This window comes from Flavobacterium ustbae (assembly GCF_003946915.1).
GTDB lineage: Bacteria > Bacteroidota > Bacteroidia > Flavobacteriales > Flavobacteriaceae > Flavobacterium > Flavobacterium ustbae.
In genome coordinates this window covers 507793-532089 of record NZ_RPOC01000001.1, presented here as the reverse complement: position 1 = coordinate 532089, position 24297 = coordinate 507793, and the positions used below count along the sequence as shown (strand labels likewise).

Sequence of the window (24297 nt, the reverse complement as noted above, 5' to 3'; positions counted from 1 at the left end):
AAAAGAAAAAGAAACATTGTGGCAACTTCGAAATAATGAATATCCAGTTCAATTTGGTCATGAAACACTTCATGATTTTGAAAAGTATGTAAATGAAATTGCAGGAATAAAAAATTATGTATTGGTTGATGATGAAAATGAAATTCAAGGTTGGGCTTATACTTTTTTTCGTGACAACGAAATATGGTTTGCAATTATGTTGAATTATCAATTTCAAGGAAAAGGATATGGAAAAATTCTGTTAGAAGAATTAAAAAAGAATAACACAGATTTGAATGGATGGGTTATCGATCATGAAAATGATAGAAAAAGAAATCATCAAAAATATATTTCGCCATTGCAATTTTATATTCTAAATGGATTTTCTGTTTTAGAAAATACAAGATTAGAAAATGATAAAATTGCAGCGGTAAAGATAAACTGGAAACAATAATAAAAATACAATTATCAATCCTAAAAACGATAAATTTCGGTTTTAGGATTTGCTATAAATTAAACCCAAATATCTATAAATTTAAAAAATGAACGTTTTAAACAAAAAACACTTTCTTACAGTAAAAGACCATTCTGTTTCAAAAGAAATTTTTGAATTATATCAAGATGAAGAATTAGACATGCTAATTACTTCTCCGCAACCTGAACTTCAAAATTTAGGAAGATATTACGAAAGCGAAGATTATATTTCGCATACAGACAACAAACGTTCGTTATTTGAAAAAGCATATCACTTTGTGAAAAATATTGCGCTTCAAAACAAATTGAATTTAATAAACAGTCAACAATCACAAAAAGGTAAAATTTTAGATATTGGTGCTGGAACTGGAGATTTTCTTTTAACAGCAAAAAATGATGGTTGGGAAACAGTTGGAGTAGAACCAAGCGATCGTGCAAAAAATATTGCGAAACAAAAAGGAATTTCTTTTGTAGAAGAAATTAGCACTTTAGAAAATCATTCTCTAGATGTTATCACGATGTGGCATGTTTTGGAACACGTTCCAGATTTAGAACATCAGATCCAGGAATTAAAACGTTTATTAAAGCCAACTGGAACTTTAATTGTTGCGGTTCCAAACTATAAATCTTTTGACGCGCAACATTACGGAACTTTTTGGGCAGCTTATGATGTGCCAATTCATTTTTGGCATTTTTCAAAAAAATCGATTCAATTGCTTTTTGAAAGAGTAGACATGAAATTAGAAAAGATACTTCCAATGAAATTCGATTCGTTTTATGTGAGTCTTTTATCTGAAAAATACAAAACAGGAAAAATGAATTACATCAAAGCTTTTTTCGTTGGTTTAAGATCAAATTGGAAAGCCAAAAGCACAAAAGAATATTCATCGCATATTTATGTTTTAAAGAATAAATAAAACCTAAAAAATCAGCAAAAAGCTATTTCTTCAAAATATTGGCGAAATAGCTTTTTCGTTTTTAAAAAATGTCAAAAAAAGGCCCGTATTTCTGCTATAAAGTTGAATTATTGCTATTATTTTTTCTATAAATAAAAACAATATCATAAAATTTGCGCATTTTTTAAACTTTATGCTGATGCTATTGATTTTTTTATATTTTTGTCTTCAATACTTAAAAAATAGAATTTAAAAAAAATGAAAAAAGCATTAGTTATTATCGCACTTTCAGTTTTCGCAGTTTCTTGTAACAAAACAGCAGAGGTAAAGGAAGTAAAAACAGCTTACGTGGATACTTCGGTTTTGATGAAAGAATACACTGAGGCAAAAGATTTAGAGGCAAAGTACAAAGCTCAAGCGGAAGAAAAAGGTAGACAATTACAAGCTGAGATTTCACGTTTTAAACAAGACGCTGCTAATTTTCAAAGCCAAGCACAAGCAAACGGTCAAGCTTGGGCACAGCAAAGAGGAGCTGAGTTGCAAAAAAGAGAGCAGCAATTAGGTTATGCACAACAAGCATTAGCACAACAATTACAACAAGAAAGCGGTGTTGAAATGGATTCTCTTGTTAGTGGAGTTAAAAAATTCATTAAAGATTACGGAAAGAAAAACGGTTACTCTTACATCTACGGAACAGGAGATGCTGCAACAGTTTTGTATGCTGAAGACAAATATGATATCACAAAAGAAATCATCAAAGAATTAAACGACAAATACAAAGCGTCGCCAAAAGCAGATGCTAAACCAGCAGCTGAAAAGAAAGAAGGCGAAGCTAAAAAATAAAAACTACCAAACTAACTAAATTACTGAAAACCTAAATCCACTAAAGATTTAGGTTTTTTCTTTTTATAAAAATGCGGTAATTTTATTTTTCAATACAGGCAAAATGCAGAACGTTTCAGAAGCGGCAGCTTACACTTTACAATTCATCAATCAGACTCAAAAATCTATTTTCCTTACCGGAAAAGCTGGTACTGGAAAAACTACGCTTTTGCGCGAAATCATTGCGACGACGCACAAAAATACTGTTGTTGTTGCGCCAACTGGTATTGCGGCTTTGAACGCGGGTGGAGTAACTATTCATTCCATGTTTCAGCTTCCGTTTTCTGCGTTTATTCCGTCGTACGATGCTAGCGCACAATTTACAGAAACGGTAAAGTTTGAAAACAAAGAAACGTTGCGTCGCCATTTTAAAATGAATAACGTGAAGCGAAATGTAATCAAAAACATGGAGCTTCTCGTTATTGATGAAGTGAGTATGCTTCGCGCCGATTTGCTGGATGCCGTCGATTTTATGATGCAGACGGTTCGTAGAAACACACAGCCTTTTGGTGGAGTTCAGGTTTTGTTTATTGGAGATTTATTACAATTGCCGCCAGTCATTCGAGATGAAGAATGGCGAACGCTGAAAAACTATTACCGCGGAAAATTCTTTTTCCATTCTCATGTCCTGCAAACCTATCCGCCAATTTATATCGAATTGTCAAAAATTTATCGCCAAACCGATGATGCTTTTATTTCGGTTTTGAATAATTTGAGAAATAATCAGATTACTCCAGAGGATATTGTTGTTCTAAATCAGTATGTTAAGCCCGATTTTGACTTCAAAGAGAATGAAGGTTACATTACACTGACAACGCATAATGCCAAAGCAGATTCTATCAACTCACAGTCAATCAATGATTTAAATGGAAAAGAATACATATATACGCCATTTATAGTGGGAGATTTTCCAGAAAAGATTTTTCCTGTTGAAGAAGAACTGAAATTGAAAGTCGGCGCGCAGATCATGTTTGTTAAAAATGATTTGTCTTTTGAGAAAAGATATTTCAACGGAAAAATGGGCGTAATCAAATCTTTGTCTGACGAAGAAATCTTTGTTCATTTCCCAGAAGAAAACATGACGCTCGAAGTCGAAAAGTACGAATGGAAAAATATTCGCTACAAAGTCAACGAGCAAACCAAAGATATCGAAGAAGAAGTTTTGGGAACTTTTGCCCATTATCCGATCAAGCTGGCATGGGCCATTACAGTGCACAAAAGCCAAGGTTTAACTTTTGACAAAGCAGCGCTCGACGTATCGCAAGTTTTTCTTCCCGGGCAGGCCTATGTAGCACTTTCGCGTTTGCGTTCGTTAAACGGGCTTATTTTGCTTTCTCCGATGCAGATGAATGGCATTTCCAACGATCAGGATGTGATGGATTACGCTTTGAATCGAGCGACTGAAGAAACATTAAAAAATTCACTTCACTTCGAAACCAAGAATTTTATTCACAACTATTTGATAAACAGTTTTAATTGGAGCGAGTTAGCACAAGAATGGCGCAATCATCGTTTTAGTTACAACGAAAATGCAGCCGGTTCCGAAAAATCAAAACATTCGGTTTGGGCGCACAAACGTTTGGATACAATCGAACAGCTTGCAGAACCTTCGCAGAAATTCATCATTCAACTCAACAAAATTTTCAGCAAAGAAACAGTCGATTTGCTTTTTGTGAAAGAAAGGGTAGAAGCGGCGTACGATTATTTCTTTAAGCCAATGGACAAATTGGTGGACGATTTAATTTATAAAATGGCTGAAATTCAGAAATTTAAAAAAGTGAAAGAATTTTACGAAGAATTGAATTTTCTGGAAGATTTGCAGACCAAAGCGGTTTTGCGATTGATGAAAGCCAAATTATTGATCGAAGTTGTGGTTGCCGGAGAAGCGATCAGCAAAGAAAAGCTAACATCGCCAAATATTAAAAATTATAAAATCAACAAAGCGGAAAGAATTCGCGAAGAGCTTCAAACGACAAATACAGACATTTTTAGGACTGAAGAACCCGTTGTTCGATACAAATCAGCTAAAGCGGAAAAAAGTGAGCTTAAAACGGCTAAAAAGGCAACAGTCGAAGAAACGCATGATTTGTGGCTGGAGAAGCATTCCATTGAAGATATTGCGAGAATGCGTAAACTGACAGTGCAAACTATCGAAACGCATTTGATAAAATTGATTCAGGTAAAAAAAGTAGATATTAACGACGTTTTGCCCTACGATAAAATTTTGGCCCTTCGCGAAGCTTTCGAATTTTATCAAGAAGAATCTTTGAGTCCGTTGAAAGAAAAACATGGGGACGAATTTACTTGGGATGAACTGAAAATGTTCAAAGCGAGCATTAATTGATTTTTGAAAAATCGCTTTTTAGTCCCACGTGGAACGACTTGAAAACATGATAATCTGAAATTATAATTTTATAAAATTGCTGGCAACGCTTTTAGTAAATTTGGATTTATCAATATGATTTTTAAAAAATTAGCTATGAAATGTAAAGCAATATTTTTCTTTTTCCTGATGATTTCTTCTCAGCTAATGCAAAGCCAGGATCTGAAACCAGAATATCAAAAGTTTATTTCCAGTTTTATCTCGGAAGTAAAAAACAATAATAAAAATGCGGTCGCAGCACGAATAACTTTTCCGCTAAAACGAGAATATCCAATCCCGAAGGTTAAAAATAAAACAGATTTTATAAAAAGATATAACGAAATCTTTGATAAAACTTTGATTTCAAAAATAACCAAATCAAATCCTGCAAAGGATTGGTCGGAGATGGGATGGCGCGGAATAATGCTGAATCAAGGCGATCTTTGGATGGATACAAACGGAAAAATTATTGCAATCAACTATCAATCTGAAGCGGAGAAAAAACAAAAAAGCACATTAATCGCTGCGCAGAAATAAACGGTAAATGCTGAAATTTCAAATTTTAAAGAACCTGTGGCAATTTTAGAAACGTCAAAGTTCAGAATCAGAATTGATGATTTGGGAAATGATAATTATCGTTATGCTTCGTGGTCAGTAAAAAAGAAAATGACTGATACTCCAGATTTGATAATTGAAAAAGGCAAGTTTTTTGCAGACGGAACTGGCGGAAATCATCATTACGAATTTATAAAAGGCAATTTTAGATACGAATGCCATTTTATAGTTCTAGGCGAAAAGAATTCACCACCAGCAAAACTGATCATCTATCAGTCAGAAAAAGAGATACTTTCGCAAAACGCTAAAATTGTTTCACGAGAAACAAAGAGCCTAATTCAAATGAATTAGGCTCTTTGTTTATAATGCAGACATCGCTTTTTCAAGATCTTTTTCCTGAGTAATTTGTGTCAGTTTCAATTTTTGAATATTAACCTCATTTTCTTTGGTTTTTATCTTTTGTTTCTGAATTTCTTCATCTGAAATTGAACTTGTAGCTATTTTGTTTTCAATCTTTTGATTAGCAATTTCCAGTTTATTTATCTTCTCTTTTGTAGTTTTCAAATTGCTTTCAGACTTAACTAGATTTTTCTTTTTTGCTTCTAGCTCTTTCTGTTCTCTTTTAAGATGTTCAATTTTGTCGTCTATCTTTTTATAGTTTTCTTTTAAAGTTTGTTGTGTTTTGGCTTCAGCCTTCTTTAATTCAGTTTCCTGCTGTAAAGTTGTCTGTAATTGTTGTGCAAAAAAAGTTTGAGAACTTAATAATAATGATAAAACAACTACTGCTTTTAAAATATATTTCATGTTTTTTTTAAACAAAAGTAAAAGCAGAATTCTAAATTTTAGGTTATTCGAAGTTATAAAAACAATAGAATAAGACAATATAAAAAATGGGTTTACAGCACCGCACTATTTGCGAAATCGGCTTTATATTTTTTTATTTTCTGTCCATTTATAGCTATTCCTTTTCTAAAAATGAAAGCTAATGCCGTTTTAGTACTTTCTTGAATATACTCGGTTAAACTTTCAAACTTTTGATAATCAACTGGAAGAACGTGGCTATGCTTTTTATAATCTTTTATGTATTCGTTAAAACGAGTTCTCTCAGATATTCCCCAAAATGCTTCTTCTCTAGTTGGAAGCGTGATATGGATCGTAATTTCTTTTATCTTTTGGGCAGGATAAACGACACCTCTTTTGATTATTAAAATAGATTTAGAATTAAATATACCACCCAGAAAAATTGTAATATGAAGTTTCCACTCAGACAGCTTATCATCTACAGGAATATTTTTGGTTAACTGCTTAAAATAGCAATTTAAGCTTTCTTTACTGTAGACCGCATTTTCTGGCCATATCATATTTAATTCGTTATCAAACTGCGGATGTAAAGAATTATTAATTGACAATTTGTATTCCATTTTTTACGTCAAAAATAAAAACGTAATTTTTTACCAAATTGAAATAGAAGTTTTTTTAAAGACAGAATAAGACAAAAAAAACCTGTTCTCAGAACAGGTTTTTTAAAATTATAGATTTTCGACCAGAATCCAGGCTTGCGGATTTTCGCCTTTTTGTATTTCTTTTTGGGCTTGTTCAGCTTCTTTCATTGTAGCATAACTTCCGTACAAAACAGGATATAATCCGTGTTTGTTTTCTTTTAGCATTCTAGCTTTGAAACCATCTTTTATTAGTTGGTTATAAGCTTTTCTTGCATTTTGTTCACTTCTAAAAGCACCAGCCATAATGTGGTAAGGCATAGTTGGCTCTGCAGTTTCAACAGCTGCAGAATCTACAGAAAGTGTTACAGCAGGAAGCGGATTTTTGATCATGAAAGTTGCTTCCTGAATTTTATTCTGAACTTTTTTCTGAACAGCTTGTTCTACAACAAGTGTTTGATTGTCAATTTGATTTTGGTATAAAGGATAACCAATGCTTCCCGTAATTCCAAGTCCTAAAACAAGAATTGCAGCATATCGTAAAAATGGGTTTGAAGATTTGGTCTCTTCTTCATTTTCATATATTAAAACAACATCTTTTTCTTTTGCAGCGATTTTTTCGATTTTTTTCTCAAAAGTCTCTTTTTTCACCATAGGAGAAACAAAAGGGCTTAATCCGAAAGAAGTTGCCAAATAATTGGTCTGATCGTTTGGTTTAAAAACAATATTGCTTTCAGAGTTTAAACGTAGTTCACCAATATTCTTTAAAAGAATTACGCCGTCTTCTTCTAAGGCTTTTTTCCAATTTAAAACCTCAAAAGCAATGGCACTTACAGCAAAACCGTAAGATGTTTTTTCAGCTTGTGCGATATGATTTGCCAACAATCCGTCATTATTTTTGATACGGCTGTTGAAAGAAATAGTCTTTTTTGGAGGAAAAAACGAATTAGTGCTTTCATTCAACTGCGCCGAATGAGTTTCTGTTAAAAATGCACCAAATCCTGGAACCGTTACACATTGATAACGATACAATAACTGCGAGATATATACTTCGATTTTCATATCAACAAAGTTATGCAACGCGTATAGTTATCAAAATTTTATTCACAATTTTTATTAACAATTGAGATTTATTTTTAGACAATTCGTTTTCAATTATTTAAATTCATTTTTATTGAAGTTTTGATGAAAGTGGGAAAATTATATTTCAATTTTATTAAGAAATTACTTTGTTTTAATGATATTTGCCATTTCAAATGAGTGAAATTATTTTTTCTATTTTACATAATGTTTTAAAAAAATGACCGATCAGGAATTATTTAGTTTACTAGCCTTATTGAAAGTTGATGGAGTGGGAGATATTTTAGGCAAAAAACTGCTTCATACTTTTGGGTCGGCTTCAGAGATTTTTAAAGCTAAAAGTTCGCAATTGGCGTCAGTTGATGGTATTGGATCTGCTTTGTTGAGAAATCTAAAAGACAAATCTATTTTTGAAAAGGCAGATCGGGAATTATCTTTCATTAAAAACAATAATATTGCGGTTTCATTTTTTAAAGACGAAAGCTATCCAGAAAAGCTTAAACATTGTTTTGATGCTCCGATTCTGATCTTTACTGCTGGAAATTTAGATTTTAAAAACAAAAAATTAATTAGCATAGTTGGTACGAGACAGATCACTTCGTACGGTACAGATTTTTGTAGAAAGCTGATAGAAGATTTAGCTCCATTAGATCCTGTTATTGTTAGCGGATTTGCTTATGGTGTTGATATTGTGGCACATCAGGCAGCAATGGATCATAATCTGCAAACGATTGGCGTTTTGGCGCATGGTTTAAATCAGATTTATCCGAGAACGCATAAGAAATACATGGCGAGAATGGAAGAAAATGGTGGTTTTATTACTGAATTCTGGAGCGATTCGAATCCTGATAAAGAAAAATTTGTACGAAGAAATCGTATAGTCGCCGGAATGACCGAGGCAACAATTGTCATTGAATCTGCTGATAAAGGGGGATCTTTGATTACAGCAAATATGGCCAATGATTACAATCGAGATGTATTTGCGGTGCCTGGAAGAGTGACCGATAAGTACAGTCAAGGCTGTAATAATTTAATTAAAACTCAGAAAGCAAATGTATTGACAAGCGCTGCCGATTTGATTTATATGCTGAATTGGGATATAAAAGAAAAGCCAAAAAATATTCAGAAACAACTTTTTGTAGAATTGGAACCTGAGGAACAAAAGATATATGATTTCCTTCAGAAGAACGGAAAGGAATTATTGGACATTATTGCAATTGAATGCGAAATTCCGATTTATAAACTTTCAGGATTTTTGATAGGGATGGAGCTTAAAGGTATTATACGACCACTTCCTGGAAAACTTTTTGAATCTATTTAACGCATAAAATCTTATTTATTTTTTAAAATGTTTATACAATCGATACAAAATGTAAATGAGCAACAAGCCAAAAACGATATTCAGAATTTGAAATAAATATGGCGGAACATTATAATCTTCAATATACTTATTCATCTTTTTAATTTAAATGATTACTATACTTGAAGTTACGAATTATATTTAGGAAAAGAATAATTATAATTCAAAAAAAACGCTGATCGATTTAGATCAGCGTTAAATGTTTTGAGCAGTTAGCTTTTTTTATTTCTGAAAACCTAGAACTTCTCTAACTTTTGCTAGAACTGCATCAGCAATAACAGAAGCTTTTGAAGCGCCTTTTTTCAATAGAGCGTCTACTTCTTCAAGGTTATTGATGTAATAATTGTATTTCTCTCTTTCGGTTTTAAATTTTTCTGTAATCAATTCAAACAAAGCTTGTTTTGCATGACCATAACCGTAATTTCCGCCTAAATAGTTGGCTCTCATTTCTGCAATTTGCTCTTCTGTTCCTAATAAAGAATAAATAGCAAATGCATTACAAGTATCCGGGTTTTTCGGATCTTCTAGTGGAGTACTATCAGTTTCTATGCTCATAACTTGCTTGCGTAAAGTCTTATCATCCAAGAAAATATTGATGATGTTGTTGGCAGATTTACTCATTTTTCCTCCGTTTGTTCCTGGAATTAGCATAATGTTTTCCTGAATTTTTGCTTCAGGAAGAACAAACGTTTCGCCCATTTGATGGTTAAATCTTGCTGCAACGTCACGAGTAATCTCTAAATGCTGCAATTGGTCTTTTCCAACCGGAACAAATTCGGCATCGTACAATAAAATATCGGCTGCCATTAACATTGGATAAGTAAAAAGTCCTGCGTTAACATCGTCTAAACGATCTGCTTTATCTTTAAAAGAATGTGCTAATGTTAATCTTTGAAATGGAAAAAAACAGCTCAAATACCAAGTCAATTCTGTAGTTTGCACCACATCAGACTGTCTGTAAAAAGTAACTTTTTCAGGATTTAAACCACAAGCAAGCCAAGCTGCAGCAGTGCTATAGGTATTTTCTCTTAAAGTTTTTCCGTCTTTAATTTGAGTGATGGAATGTAAATCGGCAATAAACAAATAAGATTCATTTGCTGGATCATTTGATAATTCGATTGCCGGAATAATTGCTCCTAATAAATTTCCTAAATGCGGTGTTCCTGTACTTTGAACACCAGTAAGTATTTTTGCCATTCTCGTTTTTTTCTGAATTGCAAATGTCGGAATGTTTTTTTGAACGGCAAAGCTCGTAAAGATTTACCTCGAGGATTACTTTATTTTGGGTTGCTGTAGCGCAGAGGTCGCGGAGGATTTTTCGCAGAGAGCGCTAGGTTTTTGAGTTTTTTTGAGGTCGCTGAGATTTTTGAAAGTAGTATTACATAGAAGTAGCTGAGATTTACTTTTTTATAAGTTATTTGCTACTCTTCTGATTCCGTTTTTTAGGAGCGATTCGTTAAAGTTTATTAGTAAACCAAGTTTATAGTTTCCTAATTTTAAATAGGTTAATGTTTGAGCCAAATGGTTCACAGTTAAAGCTTCGACTGCTTTTATTTCAATTACATATTTTTTTTCAACTAGTAAATCAATTCTATAGCCGCAGTCTAGTTTTATTTCTTCGAAGACTAAAGGCATTGGTTTTTCTTTTTCTACAAAGAGACCTCGTTGCTTAATTTTGTGAAACAAACATTCTTTATAAACATTTTCTAATAATCCTGGTCCAAGCGTTCTATGAATCTGGATGGCAATACCGATTATAATCGTTGAAATTTCATTTTCATTCATTTTATAATTTTAACGCATATTTTCGTATAAAAATAACAATTAAGCGCAAAGTTCACAAAGTTTTTTACAAAAAAAAATTAAAAGGTTTTGAATTTAAGATGACTGGCTTTGCGAACTCATGCGAAAGCATTTTCTCAAAAACTTAGCGTCCTCTGCGAAAATCCTTTGCGTCCTTTGCGTTACAATATCTAGTATACTCGGATAAAAAATCTCTATAAAATTCATTTCGGTTTCTTACATTTGAATCTATGAAAATATTTAAAATTGCTTTTTGGGTTCTTTGGCGCATTTGGTTTTACGTTTTGATGGCGATTCCAATTTTAATAATGCTGCCGTTCTTAATTATTTCTATTCTCTCAGAGAAAGGATATCCCTATTTTTTTAAAATGGCTAGAATCTGGGCTAGATTTATCCTTTTCGGAATGGGCTTTTATTACATCGTAAAACGCGAAGAGAAGCTCATTAAAGGCAAAAGTTACATGATTGTAGCCAATCATACCTCTATGACAGATATTATGCTAATGCTGGTACTGATTAAGAATCCGTTTGTTTTTGTTGGAAAGAAAGAATTAGTAAAGATTCCGCTTTTTGGATTTTTCTATAAGCGAACTTGTATTTTGGTAGACAGAAGTTCGTCTAAAAGTAAAAATGAAGTTTTTAAAAGAGCCCAAAATAGATTAAATCAAGGTTTAAGTATTTGTATTTTTCCTGAAGGCGGAGTTCCGGATGATGAAAGTATTTTGCTGGATGAATTTAAAGACGGCGCATTTAGATTGGCTATCGAACATCAAATTCCGATTGTGCCGATTGTTTTTCCTGACAATAAAGAACGCTTTTCTTATACGTTTATGAGCGGAAGTCCCGGTAAAATGCGCGCACGGATTTTGCCTTTTGTAGAAACAAAAGGACTAACAATTGAGCATAGAAAAGAATTGAAAGACAAGGTTCGGAATTTAATTTACAATGGTTTAATCGATTTTCAGAAATAAACATAAAAACATTATGTAAAATACAAAAGCCGGTAGATTGATTAGATCTACCGGCTTTTCTTTGAATTAAAAACCCCCTATTTTTATTCAAAAGTTTATCTGTGAATTATCTTTTCTGAAATAAAACGCAATACCTTTTTAAATTTTAATTTGGTTTTTCTTCGATTTTTATTGTACAACAATTCTATTTTCTCTTTCATGGTTAAAAATATTAATGGTTGATAATAAATACTTTATGTATTAACTCATGTTAACAGCATATTATTATAGATGAAGAAAAAATAAAAAGGTTGCGTCGGAAATAAAAAAAATTTGACAAAACCCGTTAGTTGAAAAACCAACGGATTCTTACTCAAATAACCAACCAACATAAATTCTAAAAAAAAACTCTAATTGATATATGGCAGTACCAATCTTAACTGCTTTTTTATACAGATGGAAGTTTGATGAAAAGGTTGCGTAAAAAATCCAATTTTTTTCAAAATAAAAAAGCCGAGTGATATGTAAAATCGCTCGGCTTTTAAAGTATATGCTTCTACCTATTTTTTAGGCATTTGCCAATTCTTTAATGTGCTCTTTAATTTTAATTTCTAGTTCTTCAGCTAGTTCTGGATTATCTTTAATTAAAGTTTTAACAGCATCACGACCTTGTCCTAATTTTGTATCACCGTAGCTGAACCAAGATCCTGCTTTTTTAACGATGTCAAATTCTACAGCCAAGTCTAAGATTTCGCCAGTTTTTGAAACTCCTTCTCCGTACATAATGTCAAATTCGGCAGTTTTAAATGGCGGTGCAACTTTGTTTTTAACAATTTTAACTTTAGTTCTGTTTCCGATAACATTCTCACCGTCTTTAATTTGAGCAGAACGACGAATATCTAAACGAACAGAAGCGTAGAATTTAAGTGCGTTACCACCCGTTGTAGTTTCTGGATTTCCGAACATAACTCCAATTTTTTCACGAAGCTGGTTGATAAAGAAAACAGTGCAATTTGTTTTGCTGATAGTTCCAGTTAGTTTTCTTAAAGCTTGAGACATTAAACGCGCGTGAAGACCCATTTTAGAATCTCCCATTTCACCTTCAATTTCACTTTTTGGTGTTAAGGCTGCAACAGAGTCAATTACAACAATATCTATAGCACCAGAACGAATAAGATTTTCGGCAATTTCTAAAGCCTGCTCTCCGTTGTCTGGCTGAGAAATAATTAAATTCTCGATGTCAACATTTAATTTTTCAGCATAATTTCTATCAAATGCGTGCTCCGCATCGATAAAAGCGGCAATTCCGCCTGCTTTTTGAGCTTCTGCAATGGCGTGAAGTGTCAAAGTAGTTTTTCCAGAAGATTCTGGACCATATATTTCGATAATTCTTCCTTTAGGATATCCATTAACTCCAAGAGCTAAATCTACACCTAATGAGCCAGATGAAATCGTTTCTACTTCTACAATGGCTCTATCGCCCATTTTCATTACGGTTCCTTTTCCGTAGGTTTTGTCAAGTTTATCAAGCGTTAATTGCAGCGCTTTTAATTTGGCTTCTTTGTCTGAACTCATTTTTTCTAAAATATCTTAATTATTAGTTTTGTCTTTTCGGATAAAATTAAGAAAATTCTCTCTTAATTTTAGTTTTTACTTTTACAGTTTGTAAAATTACTTCTTTTTTAGAAGTTTGATTGTTCCAATTTGTATCAAAATGGGACTATAAAAATAAAGCTTTTAATTCTGTAGCATCTGATGGTTTTATTTTACCAGCAAGTAGTAAACTTAATTGTTTACGACGAAGTGCCGCATCAAATCGCTGGATTTCAAGTTCGGTTTCTGGTACAATTGCAGGAACTTCAACTGGTCTTCCGGTGTCGTCTACAGCGACAAAAGTATAAATGGCTTCATTAGCTTTGGTTCTGTTGCCAGATTCGCGGTCTTCTACCCAGACATCTATAAAAACTTCCATCGAACTTTTGAATGATCTTGAAACTTTTGCTTCTACGGTTACAACGCTTCCAAGCGAAATGGCTCTATTAAAAGCCACGTGATTTACAGAGGCCGTTACCACAATTCGGCGTGAATGTCTGCGGGCGGCAATACTTGCTGCACGATCCATTCTGGCTAATAACTCACCGCCAAAAAGATTGTTTAAAGGATTTGTTTCGCTAGGTAAAACTAAATCAGTTAAAATAGTTAAGGATTCTGAAGGATGTTTTGGATTCATTTTTTTGAATAATAAATTTTAATTTCTGCCACAGATTTCAAAGATTTACACGGATTTTTTAATCCTTTTAATCTGTGAAATCTGTGGCTTATTTTTTATAATTGAGGCTGATTAATTCAACCAATAAACAGCCATTACAGCTGGTATAAAATAGATGACTATGGTTCTCGCACCATCGTAATCTTTTGCAAGTCTTTGTCCGAAAAGCATCATTAATAAACTGATGCATGAAAAGATTGCTCCGTAAAAACCAAATTCTCTGCCGTTGTTTGTGAATAATTGAATTGCTCCAACAACACATAAAATCCCAGAAATTAATTCTAAAATTAATAAATGCAATAGCGCTAACGGAACTTGATTTTTTAAGGGAGTTTTGGCAAAATGTTCTTTAAGCCAAGCTACATTATCTTTCCAGTAAAAAATTTTTTCGTAACCTGATTGCAAAAAAGTTAAAGCTAGAAAAGCTAAAAGTAAAATTGAGGCAACATTGTTCATTGATGAATTATTTTTTATGAATTAAACGAGTCAATTTGATCGATAAATCGGTAAGGATTATTTTTGCATTTCCGTTTCTTTCAATATGATACATAGCATCTGAAAGTTCTTTGAATATTTCGTGAATATTATTTCCGTTAACAAACGGAGCAAAATTTTCCAGTTTAAATTTATCCACTTTCGGTTCAATATAAACCAAACTTTGAGCGTGGTAATTTAGCATTAGCGCTTGTCGGAACATTTCGATGCAATATTGAATAAATTTTTTCTGGCTTTCTCGACCCAGCGTAGCGATCTGTTCGCTCCACGAGATTAAATCCTGAATAGCGGCGGCGTTTCCTTTTGCTCTAAAAGCGGCGCGAACCCAATTGACAAACCATTGTTCAAAAGGAAGATCGTCATCGTCTTCTTTTAGTAAATGCAAGGCTTTATTAAAATTTCCTTGAGCTTGATGTGCAAGTTTCTTAGCTAAATTCGAATCTACATTTTCCTGAGCGACCAAAGCTTCGGCGATCACTTTTTCCGGAAGTCCGTTAAAATGGATTACTTGGCATCGGGAACGGATGGTCTGGATAATATCTTCTTCATTTTCAGAAATCAGAATAAATATGGTTTTGTCTGATGGTTCTTCTAAAAGTTTTAGGAGTTTGTTGGAGGCTGCAATATTCATTTTATCGGCCATCCAAATGATCATGATTTTGTAACCGCCTTCGTAAGATTTTAGCGAAAGCGATTTTAAAACTTCTTGCGCATCTTCAACACGAATTTCTCCTTGTTTGTTCTGAACGCCAAGAATTTTATACCAATCGAATAATCCGCCATACGGCATTTCTTGAATGAAACTGCGCCAATCCTGAATAAAATCTAAACTTTTAGGTTTTGTTTTTACGTCTTCTGTAGTTACAGTGGGATAAATAAAATGCAAATCGGGATGTGATATGTTATCAAACTTTAGATTGCAGGAATCGTTTCCGTTTGAATTTTCATCTCCAGTATTGCTGCACAAAATGTATTGGGCATAGGCAATGGCAGTTATTAAAGTACCGCTTCCTTCTGGACCAACGAATAATTGTGCGTGAGGAATTCTACCAGAAGCAGCACTTTTTATCAAGTGGCTTTTGATGTAATCTTGACCTAAAATTTGAGAAAATTGCATAGGGCAAAGATAGAAGAAAATGTGTAGTCTAAAATTTTCGGGAGTAAGATTATTTATGAACCCTTTTTTTGATTTTTTTTAGATCGTTTTCTACAGAATTTTGTTAATAAATATCTCCAAGTAAGTAAATATCAAGATGTTTTTGTTAATATTTTTTTTCGAAAATCGGTAAAATGAGGTTTTTTTTGATTATTTAAAGAGTTAATTTTTTATTTTTTATAGTTAATATCTTACGGTTTTAACATTAACATTTTTAACAAAAAGCGCGTTAAAACGCACATTTTCTCGACATAACGCTAGTTTTTAAGGTTTTTTTAAGGAAATTTTTTGAAAAAAAAATCTATTCGAGTTGTTAATTAAGTTAATTTATATATTTTTGTTTTTATCAACAACCAATTATAAAACAAGAATCTATGAAAGGGAAAATTATTCTATTTAGTGCTTTTTTTATCTTAACTACTGCGGCTGTATCAGCACAAGCTAAAAACGCACCGAGAAGTATTATCAGTACAACTGCTCTTATCCGTAAATACCATGATCAAAAAGAATTGAGTGGTATGCAAAAGGGAGAACTTTTGGAATTATACATCGAGCGAATTAAAGTATTAGTTAAAACTCTCCCTTACATTGCTTTGGTTACAAAACCAGGTGTTACTATGGCCGACCTTGGTATTCCAGACGACAGTGATCACAAAAAAATATTAGATGCTCAGGCAGTAGGTACGTCAACATTTTTGGATACTACGGTAGAATTCCAAAGAAAAATGATGCCTTACTCTGATAAAGGAAATCTAGTTGCTGCAATTTTGTTCTACGAAAGTACATTGAAATCATTACACGAGTTCAACGACTTGAACGAAATGTAATAAAGTTTTATTTTTTAAAACCTTTTCGATAGTGTTTACGTAAATGGATAAAATCTAATGGAACACTTTTGAAAAATATAATAAAAAAAGACTCATTCTCGAGTGTTCTGAAAAATTTCGGAAAACTCGAGAGGAGTTTTTTCATTTGCGCATACCCAAATTTATTATTAACCGTAATACCCCCTTATCATGAAAAAAATTACTCAATTAATCTGCGTTCTTTTTACGGTGGCGAGTATGAATGCTCAACAAGAGAAAGGAATTATGGGCTACACCAATTGGTTAAACAACTGGACCGAGTTTAAGCCTAATAAAGTTGACTATGGAGAAGCAAACCAAATTTTGGCAGGAAATATTTCTGTTAATACTAAATTGCTGAAAAGAAATATCTACGTTTTGCAAGGAAACGTTTATGTTACAAACAATGCTGTTTTAACTATTGAACCAGGAACTGTAATTATTGGTGATTTCGAAACTAAAGGAACATTGGTAATTACAAAAGGAGCACAATTAGTGGCTGATGGTTTAGAAACAGATCCAATTGTATTTACTTCAAACCGTAGCATGAAAAAAGCGGGAGATTGGGGTGGAATTGTAATTCTTGGAGATGCACCTATTAATAAATTCGGAAATGTAGGTTCTTATAACTTAGACCTTGATCCATCTATGACTACTTATGGTGGAGACAATGTAGCTTCTAACTCTGGAATTTTGAGATTCGTAAGAATCGAGTTTGCTGGAAAAAAAGTAAAAGGGTTAGATACTTTCAACGCTTTGACTCTTGCAGCAGTTGGAAACAAAACAATTCTTGAAAACATCATGGTTAGTTACGCTGGTGGAGATTCTTTCGGAATCTTAGGTGGTGACTTAAATGCTACAAAATTCGTTTCATATAAATCGGTAAACGACGACTTTAAATTTTCTCAAGGAGTTCAATGTCGTTTCTTCAACTCTCTAGCAGTTAGATCTTCTTACTTCTCAAGTACAAAAGACGGATCTCGTTGTATGGAAGTAAGATCTTTTGAAAAGAAAAGTGAAACAGACTTTACTAAAAAACAAACTTTAGTTGTTGCTAGTAATATTACGATGGTTAACGACAGTGAAAATATTAAAGCTGATATTCAAGCAGGTTTAGTAAAAGAGGCTGTTTATGTTGCAGAAAATGCTTCTCTTGAAATGAAAAGAAGTGTAATCTCTGGATTTAATCCGGCAGTATTATTAGACAGCAAAACAGAGATCAATGATGCCAACCTTAAGAAAATCAAATTTGAAGAAATGTACTTTAACCTATGTAATGGAAACATCTTTACAGAGTACAATTCTAATAATGAAGATTTAGAAAGCTGGTATGGAAACAGTGTTTTCTTTAATGTTTACTCTCAAAGTGATAACAAAGAAACATTCATTGATATCTTCAATCCTAAAAAACCAGATTTTAGATTACAATTAGGAAAAATCACAGCTTCAAGCGGTAATAGATAAATAGTTTCGATTTTTATTTCCCTCGCGTAAATTTTATTAATTAAGTCCCCAGACACAATTTATGTATCGTCTTACGGGCCCAAATAAAGATCAAGACATAATGGTATCTACGAAAAAATATTTTTTATATATAATATTTTTGGTTTCGCCTATTTCGTTAACTCTATATGCACAGAATACAGCAGAAAATCCTACTAAGGCTGCAGTTTCTGAGTGTGGTTTAACTTTGGCTTGTAATAACCAAAACAACAATATTGCTGTTATTGAAAACGGCACAAAAGGTAATTTAAATCAGTCTATAGTAGGGATGTCCGCCCCCAAGGATAGCCTTACTATAGCGGCTGAGCCAAATACCGTATCTAATGATTGCGAAGAGAATTCGTCATTTGCTGCAACTTCAATTATTGCAAAAGAAGTAATTGAAAACTATAAGTACGACTTCTCAGAAACATTTATAGATATTCTGTTTTTTGAGCGTATAGATCTAGCAAGAACACGCACTATATGATTCAAAAAATTACTTTATCTTTTTTTAAAGTCTTTTTATTATTTGGTATAATTCTTTTTACTGAATCGAATACCTATGCCCAAAGCATAGTGCCTGACATTTTAACTTTTGATAGAATTTGCGCTGGTGGTGCTGCTAATCCAACTTATAGGGCATCATTTACTTACACAGGCTATCAAACAGGTACTACATTTGAAGTTGAATTATCGGATAAAGCAGGTAGCTTTACTACTCCGACTTCAACAACAACTGTAAACGTAATCGATGATGCAGCTAATAAGAAAACAATAGTATTTAGTATTCCTTCTGATATAGTTGGATCAGATACTTATGCCTTGAGGATAAAGAGTTCGGGAGGCCAGCCAGCCAGCGGAACATTTTCGTCTTCGACAACAAAAAAGCTTTTCCCAATTTATTACAAAATACATGATCAGCAGTACACCATTAACAATTTTAATGGTAGTGCTGCTATTTGTTCTGGTGGTAGTTACGTATTATCAATTGATCCAGATTCTACAAATCCAGTAAATGATTCACCTACAAAATACCCATCTTTATCATACAATTGGTATAGATTTAATGGCGAAACGACGTTGCCAACTCTTGTTCAAGGCAATGGAGGACCAACTTATACAGTTACTACGCCTGGGACATATTATGTAGAAACGAATTATGGAACCTGTACTTCATTATCATATTCAAATCGTGTAGATGTTATTTCTTCAACTTCAGGATCGAGCGTAACTATTAGCTCAAGTTTAGGAAATCCTTTTTGCTCAAGTGGAACAGGAACTGTTTTAACTGCAACTTCTGGTAATAGTTATGTGTGGAAAAAAGATGGCGCTGTGATTACAGGCGCTACAAATCGTACATATTCTACAAACGAATCAGGAGTTTATACTGTAGATGTAGATTTTGGAGGTTGTAAGGCTTCAGGCAGTATTAATCTTCAAAGTAATAATAGTTTTGAAGCTAGCATTGATGCCGAAGACGGTTACCAATTAGCTGAAGGAGAAACGATCACAGTTAGTGTTACTACAGATGCAGATGCCGTTACTTATGAATGGTATTTAAATGGAAATCTAATTCCTAATGAAACATCAAGATCTTATGTTGTAGCTGTAAAAGGTAATTATACGGTAAAAGTATCTCAAGCTTCAGGCTGTATTTCTACACGAGAATTTTCATTTAGAATAAATGGAGAACCAGGAAATGCAACTGTTATTCCGAATATTATAAAATTGGGAGGATTGATTCCTTATTGGGATATTCCAGATGAATATAAAAATGCAAATACAAAAGTAATGATCATTAGTTCAAACGGAGATATGGTTTTGGACGTTGTGAATTACCAAGGCGATTGGCCTCAAAACAATATAGATTTAAAAAATGTAAATCCAGTTTATTACTATGTTATTCAAGGCGATGCAGGTGAAAAAAAAGGATCAATAACTGTTATAAAATAATATGAAGAAACTTTTACTATTCATCACTTTATTTTATGGTTTATCAAATGCACTCTATTCTCAAGAAGCTTCTGAGGATGGAGTTGTTTCGTTTTCATTACCCATTAGAAATTCTTTAAAGTTTAATAGATATTTAATTAACCCGACATTTAGTTTTGTTCGAGAATCAAATCCGTATATCAGCTTTTACAACAAAAGACAATGGACACAATTTGAAAATGCTCCTAATACCTACGTATTTGGTTATTCTGGACGTTTTAGAGAGAATGAAGCATTTGCAGTTAGTTTGTTTCAGCAGAATTATGGTTTGATGACAGTATTTGGCGGAGTTGCCAATTTCGCACATAATATTGTTCTTGAAGAGGATAGTAATTTGACTTTTGGTTTAAATGCAGGGTTTTATCAAAGTGGTATAAATAGTGGAAAAATCATATCAGATGATACCACTATTTTAAACGGAGATTTTCCAAAAAGTACGCTACTTACGATTAATCCAGGTATTAATTATGGAACAGCTTTTTTAGATTTTGGATTGTCTATTAATAATTTAGTGCTTTATAATCTAGGATCAGGAATGGTAAAAGATGATCCAGAAAGAGCAATTCAACTGCATGCGATGTACACAGGTTACATTGACAGTTATGGTTTTTTTGATAGAAGTAAATTTTCTGGAATTGTTAGAACAGAAATTAAAAAAGATAAAACAGTTATTTCGGGTCTTGGAATGCTTGCACTTCAGCAAGGAGTTTGGGCACAAGCCGGTTATAACACATTATATGGAGTATCTGCAGGACTTGGGATCAATATTTCTCCAAGCATTGCAATTGAATATAATTACGAAAGAGGAATGGGCAATTTCTCAAACTTAGGCGGTTCACACGAATTTGCCATTGCCTACAAATTCAAAAATAGAAATTACTATTACGGAGATGATGAGGAAGGATCTATTATTGATCCTGCAAAACCAAAACCAGTTCCAGCTAAACCAAAATCGCAAGCAACTCAAGTTAACAGAGCTGAAATTGCTGAAAAGAATAGGTTAGCCGCAGAAGCAAAAGCCAAAGCTGATGCTGAAGCAAAACAAGCAAGACTGGCGGCAGCAGAAAAAGTTAGAGCAGATGCAGAGGCTGCAGCCAAAGCAAAATTAGAAGCAGATAATAAAGCTAAAGCAGATGCTGAAGCTGTTAAGATAAGATTGGCTGCCGAGGCAAAAGCAAAAGCAGATGCCGCAGCAGCAGCGAGAGCACAAACAGCAACAGCAAACAGAGCTGTAGCAGCAACACAAAAAACACAGGCACAACTAGCTGCGGATAAAGCTAGAGCAGATGCGGAACAACGCAGAATAGAATTAGCTGCCGACAACAAAGCTAGAGTAGATGCCGCAGCAGCAGCGAGAGCGCAAGCAGCCGCAAACAAGACAGCAGCGGCTCCAGCTCCGCAAAAAACACAAGCGCAACTGGCTGCTGATAAAGCAAAAGCCGATGCAGAAGCAATGAAGTTAAAATTGGCTGCAGATGCAAAAGCGAAAGCAGATGCAGAAGCAGCGGCTAAAGCCAAAGCAGAAGCGGTAAATAAACCAGCTGCTCCAGCTCCGGCTCCACAGAAAACAGCAGCACAATTAGCCGCTGATAAAGCTAAAGCAGACGCTGAAGCTGCAACAAAAGCAAGATTAGCCGCTGCAGCAAAAGTAAAAGCAGATGCAGAAGCTGCAAGACAAGCAAGATTGGCAGCTGCAGAAAAAGCAAAAGCCGATGCAGAAGCCGCACGATTAAAATTAATTGCAGATAATAAAGCCAAAGCCGATGCAGCAGAAGCAAAACGTAAAGCAGATGCAAAAGCAAAAGCAGAAGCTGCAGACATGCAATCAATATTAGCAGCAGATGCAAAAGCTAAAGCTGATTCGGATGCATTACAAGCAAGATTAGCAGCAGAAGCTAAAGCCAAAACTGCAGCAGAAGCAAAAACTAAAGCTTCTATTGATGCGGCAAATAAAGCTAAAGCGGCTGCAGACTTAAAAGCAAAAGCTGCTGAAGAAGCGGCGCTTAAAGAAAAAGCAGCAGCAGAAGCAAAAGCGAAAGCAGATGAAGAAGCAAGACAAGCACTTATTGCTGCAGAAGCAAAAGCAAAAGCAGATGCAGAAGCACTGAAAATAAGACAAGCTGAAGAAGCGCGTCAAGCACAATTGGCAGCAGAGGCTAAAGCTAAAGCGGATGCAGAAGCGCTTCAAGCCAAATTGGTAGCAGATGCAAAAGCTAAAGCCGATGCAGAGGCTGCAGCAAAAGTAAAATTAGAAGCTGATGCGAAAGCAAAAGCTGATGCAGAAGCAGAAAAAGTAAGATTAGCTGCTGAAGCAAAAGCAAAAGCCGATGCAGAAGCAGAAACAGCAAGATTAGCTGCTGAAGCGAAAGCGAAAGCAGATATGGAAGCATTACAAGCTAAATTAATTGCTGACGCAAGAGTAAAAGCAGATGCTGAAGCTACGGCAAAAGCGAAAGCAGAAGCAGAAGCTAAAAAATTACAAGAAGAGGAAGAAGCACGTCAGGCAAAATTAGCAGCTGATGCAAAAGCAAAAGCGGATGCAGAGGCATTGAAAGCAAAACAAGCTGCAGAAGCAGAAACAGCAAGATTAGCTGCTGAAGCAAAAGCGAAAGCTGATGCGGAAGCTTTACAAGCGAAACAAGCGGCGGAAGAAAAAGCTAGAGTTGAAGAAGAAGCTCGCCAAGCTAAATTAGCCGCAGATGCTAAAGCTAAAGCAGATGCAGAAGCTTTACAGGCGAAACAAGCTGCTGAAGAAAAAGCTAGAGTTGAAGAAGAAGCTCGTCAAGCGAAATTGGCAGCCGATGCTAAAGCCAAAGCGGATGCTGAAGCTTTACAAGTTAAACTAGCAGCTGATGCAAAAGCGAAAGCAGATATGGAAGCCTTACAGGCAAAATTATTAGCAGATGCTAAAGTAAAAGCCGATGCAGAAGCTACTGCTAAAGCAAAAGCAGATGCAGAAGCTAAAAAATTGCAAGAAGAAGAAGATGCTCGCCAAGCTAAGTTGGCAGCCGATGCTAAAGCAAAAGCCGACGCAGAAGCATTAAAAGCAAAACAAGCTAGTGAAGAAAAAGCGAGATTAGATGCAGAAGCACTTCAGGCAAAATTAGCCGCAGATGCCAAAGCAAAAGCAGATGCAGAAGCGCTACAAGCGAAACTTGCTGCAGATGCGAAAGCAAAGGCAGATATGGAAGCGCTACAAGCTAAACTTTTAGCAGACGCTAAAGCGAAAGCGGATGCAGAAGCTACTGAAAAATTGAAAGCAGAAGAAGAGACTAGACGATTGAGAGAAGAGGAAGAGCGTCAAGCGAGACTTGCAGCTGAAAAAGCTAAGGCAGATGCTGAAGCAGCAGCTTTAGCGGCAAAAGCGCAAGATGATACTGGAAAAGCAATTGAAAACTTGACCCAGTCTGTTGAAAGCACACGTAAGCTGCAGAATGATTTATTAGATCAGTTTAAAGCAACTGTTGCCAACAAGCAAAAAGACTTGAACGATTTAAAAGAGGAGAATGATTTAAGTGAAAAAGGTATTTATAAAGAGCCAAAACCATTTAAGAGTGTAGCGGCAGAAAACAGTCTGATTGAATCATTAAAAGTTCAGATTGCGGATGCCAATAACAGCATGAAGAATGAGATTGCGAAGTTGACGAATCTTTATAACGAAAGAAGTAAAAAGTTCCCTAAAGATGATCCTTTGAATAAAGCTTATCTTGAAAAGATCAACGAATTGAAAGCGGCTCAGTTAAAAATGCAAGCAGAAGGTGCTGCTTTAATTGCCGATTTAGAGCGTATTAAAACAGAAACAGAAATTGAGCGCAAACGTAGAATTAAACGTGCCGCTTATGAAAATGATGAAGGAAGATATGCGCAGGACGTTGCCGCTCTGAAACGAATAAAAGAGACAACTAAATTGAGCAGTACGCCATTAACAGCTAGCGATTTTGATTTTGGTGAAGAGCAGTCGAATATGCAGATTATTAAGAATATTAAAAACTCTGATAGTGGCTATTATTTGATTGTTGCAGTTCATAACAGTGTAGAGAAACGCGATGATTTCTTAACAAAAGCAGTTGCTGCGGGACGTTCAGATATCAATTTCTTTTACAACGTAACAACAAGTAAGTATTACATCTACTACGAGAAGTTTGATGGTTTACAAGAAGCTACAAAAGCAATGGAGGCAAAGGGTAGCAAGCCATACAACGGTAGAATGGCTGTAGTAAAAGTTGAGAATTAATATAATTTGAATTGAGGAATGGTTTTTTCTGAACTTCAGAA

22 protein-coding genes are annotated in these 24297 nt (G+C 34.4%); 13 read left to right on the top strand and 9 right to left on the bottom strand.

Annotation, left to right across the window (positions count from 1 at the left end; genetic code table 11):
* The first annotated feature begins 16 nt into the window (after nt 1–16).
* From EG814_RS02220 to EG814_RS21135, 6 genes are all read left to right on the top strand, one after another.
* Nucleotides 17–433, top strand: coding sequence for a GNAT family N-acetyltransferase (locus EG814_RS02220; protein WP_235830894.1), 417 nt, complete (start codon nt 17–19; stop codon nt 431–433).
* An 88-nt stretch (nt 434–521) separates the two neighbouring features.
* The gene (locus EG814_RS02215; protein WP_125718460.1) at nt 522–1370 is read left to right on the top strand and encodes a class I SAM-dependent methyltransferase; all 849 of its coding nucleotides are present in this window, start codon (nt 522–524) and stop codon (nt 1368–1370) included.
* A gap of 237 nt (nt 1371–1607) precedes the next feature.
* Nucleotides 1608–2192, top strand: coding sequence for an OmpH family outer membrane protein (locus EG814_RS02210; RefSeq protein WP_125718458.1), 585 nt, complete (start codon nt 1608–1610; stop codon nt 2190–2192).
* Between the two features lie 103 nt (nt 2193–2295).
* Nucleotides 2296–4575 (top strand): helix-turn-helix domain-containing protein, encoded by a 2280-nt coding sequence (locus tag EG814_RS02205; protein ID WP_125718457.1) that lies wholly within the window; start codon nt 2296–2298, stop codon nt 4573–4575.
* Nucleotides 4576–4710: 135 nt separating this feature from the next.
* Nucleotides 4711–5130: a hypothetical protein gene (locus EG814_RS21140; protein ID WP_235830893.1), complete on the top strand. Its 420-nt coding sequence runs from the start codon at nt 4711–4713 to the stop codon at nt 5128–5130.
* Nucleotides 5131–5166: 36 nt separating this feature from the next.
* Entirely contained in the window at nt 5167–5499 is a 333-nt protein-coding gene (locus tag EG814_RS21135) for a hypothetical protein (protein ID WP_235830892.1), read from the top strand.
* Nucleotides 5500–5508: 9 nt separating this feature from the next.
* Here the strand turns inward: EG814_RS21135 and EG814_RS02195 are convergent, their stop codons facing one another.
* From EG814_RS02195 to EG814_RS02185, 3 genes are all read right to left on the bottom strand, one after another.
* Nucleotides 5509–5952: a hypothetical protein gene (locus EG814_RS02195; protein WP_125718454.1), complete on the bottom strand. Its 444-nt coding sequence runs from the start codon at nt 5950–5952 to the stop codon at nt 5509–5511.
* 92 nt (nt 5953–6044) lie between these two features.
* Complete coding sequence (gene imm9, locus EG814_RS02190; protein WP_125718452.1) at nt 6045–6569, bottom strand: Imm9 family immunity protein; 525 nt, start codon at nt 6567–6569, stop codon at nt 6045–6047.
* A gap of 108 nt (nt 6570–6677) precedes the next feature.
* Nucleotides 6678–7649 (bottom strand): HU domain-containing protein, encoded by a 972-nt coding sequence (locus tag EG814_RS02185; RefSeq protein ID WP_125718450.1) that lies wholly within the window; start codon nt 7647–7649, stop codon nt 6678–6680.
* 238 nt (nt 7650–7887) lie between these two features.
* Here EG814_RS02185 and dprA point away from each other — a divergent pair, with 238 nt between their 5' ends.
* Nucleotides 7888–8988, top strand: a complete 1101-nt coding sequence (gene dprA / locus EG814_RS02180) for a DNA-processing protein DprA (protein ID WP_125718448.1) — start codon at nt 7888–7890, stop codon at nt 8986–8988.
* A 261-nt stretch (nt 8989–9249) separates the two neighbouring features.
* On the opposite strand, the gene trpS is transcribed toward dprA, so the two are convergent.
* Together trpS and EG814_RS02170 are read right to left on the bottom strand one after the other, a co-directional pair.
* Nucleotides 9250–10224: a tryptophan--tRNA ligase gene (gene trpS / locus EG814_RS02175; RefSeq protein WP_125718446.1), complete on the bottom strand. Its 975-nt coding sequence runs from the start codon at nt 10222–10224 to the stop codon at nt 9250–9252.
* A 210-nt stretch (nt 10225–10434) separates the two neighbouring features.
* Nucleotides 10435–10812: a GxxExxY protein gene (locus EG814_RS02170; protein WP_125718444.1), complete on the bottom strand. Its 378-nt coding sequence runs from the start codon at nt 10810–10812 to the stop codon at nt 10435–10437.
* 248 nt (nt 10813–11060) lie between these two features.
* Here EG814_RS02170 and EG814_RS02165 point away from each other — a divergent pair, with 248 nt between their 5' ends.
* The gene (locus EG814_RS02165; RefSeq protein ID WP_125718443.1) at nt 11061–11801 is read left to right on the top strand and encodes a lysophospholipid acyltransferase family protein; all 741 of its coding nucleotides are present in this window, start codon (nt 11061–11063) and stop codon (nt 11799–11801) included.
* A gap of 546 nt (nt 11802–12347) precedes the next feature.
* Here EG814_RS02165 and recA read toward each other — a convergent pair.
* From recA to EG814_RS02145, 4 genes are all read right to left on the bottom strand, one after another.
* Nucleotides 12348–13355: a recombinase RecA gene (gene recA, locus EG814_RS02160; RefSeq protein WP_125718440.1), complete on the bottom strand. Its 1008-nt coding sequence runs from the start codon at nt 13353–13355 to the stop codon at nt 12348–12350.
* A 145-nt stretch (nt 13356–13500) separates the two neighbouring features.
* Entirely contained in the window at nt 13501–14010 is a 510-nt protein-coding gene (locus EG814_RS02155) for an acyl-CoA thioesterase (RefSeq protein ID WP_111284243.1), read from the bottom strand.
* 111 nt (nt 14011–14121) lie between these two features.
* Nucleotides 14122–14505: a DoxX family protein gene (locus tag EG814_RS02150; protein WP_125718438.1), complete on the bottom strand. Its 384-nt coding sequence runs from the start codon at nt 14503–14505 to the stop codon at nt 14122–14124.
* Nucleotides 14506–14512: 7 nt separating this feature from the next.
* On the bottom strand, nt 14513–15661 hold the full coding sequence (locus EG814_RS02145; RefSeq protein WP_125718436.1) for a DNA polymerase III subunit: 1149 nt from the start codon (nt 15659–15661) through the stop codon (nt 14513–14515).
* 413 nt (nt 15662–16074) lie between these two features.
* Between EG814_RS02145 and EG814_RS02140 the strand changes: the two genes are divergently transcribed.
* The 5 genes from EG814_RS02140 to EG814_RS02120 all read left to right on the top strand — a co-directional run bounded on the left by EG814_RS02140 (nt 16075) and on the right by EG814_RS02120 (nt 24256).
* Nucleotides 16075–16527, top strand: coding sequence for a hypothetical protein (locus EG814_RS02140; protein WP_125718434.1), 453 nt, complete (start codon nt 16075–16077; stop codon nt 16525–16527).
* A 189-nt stretch (nt 16528–16716) separates the two neighbouring features.
* Nucleotides 16717–18009: a hypothetical protein gene (locus EG814_RS02135; protein ID WP_125718432.1), complete on the top strand. Its 1293-nt coding sequence runs from the start codon at nt 16717–16719 to the stop codon at nt 18007–18009.
* A gap of 100 nt (nt 18010–18109) precedes the next feature.
* Nucleotides 18110–18517 (top strand): hypothetical protein, encoded by a 408-nt coding sequence (locus EG814_RS02130; protein WP_235830891.1) that lies wholly within the window; start codon nt 18110–18112, stop codon nt 18515–18517.
* Nucleotides 18514–19983 (top strand): gliding motility protein SprC, encoded by a 1470-nt coding sequence (sprC, locus tag EG814_RS02125; RefSeq protein ID WP_125718428.1) that lies wholly within the window; start codon nt 18514–18516, stop codon nt 19981–19983. Before EG814_RS02130 ends, sprC begins: the two co-directional genes overlap by 4 nt.
* 1 nt (nt 19984) lies before the next feature.
* Entirely contained in the window at nt 19985–24256 is a 4272-nt protein-coding gene (locus EG814_RS02120) for a PorP/SprF family type IX secretion system membrane protein (protein ID WP_125718426.1), read from the top strand.
* The last annotated feature ends 41 nt before the right edge of the window (nt 24257–24297 follow it).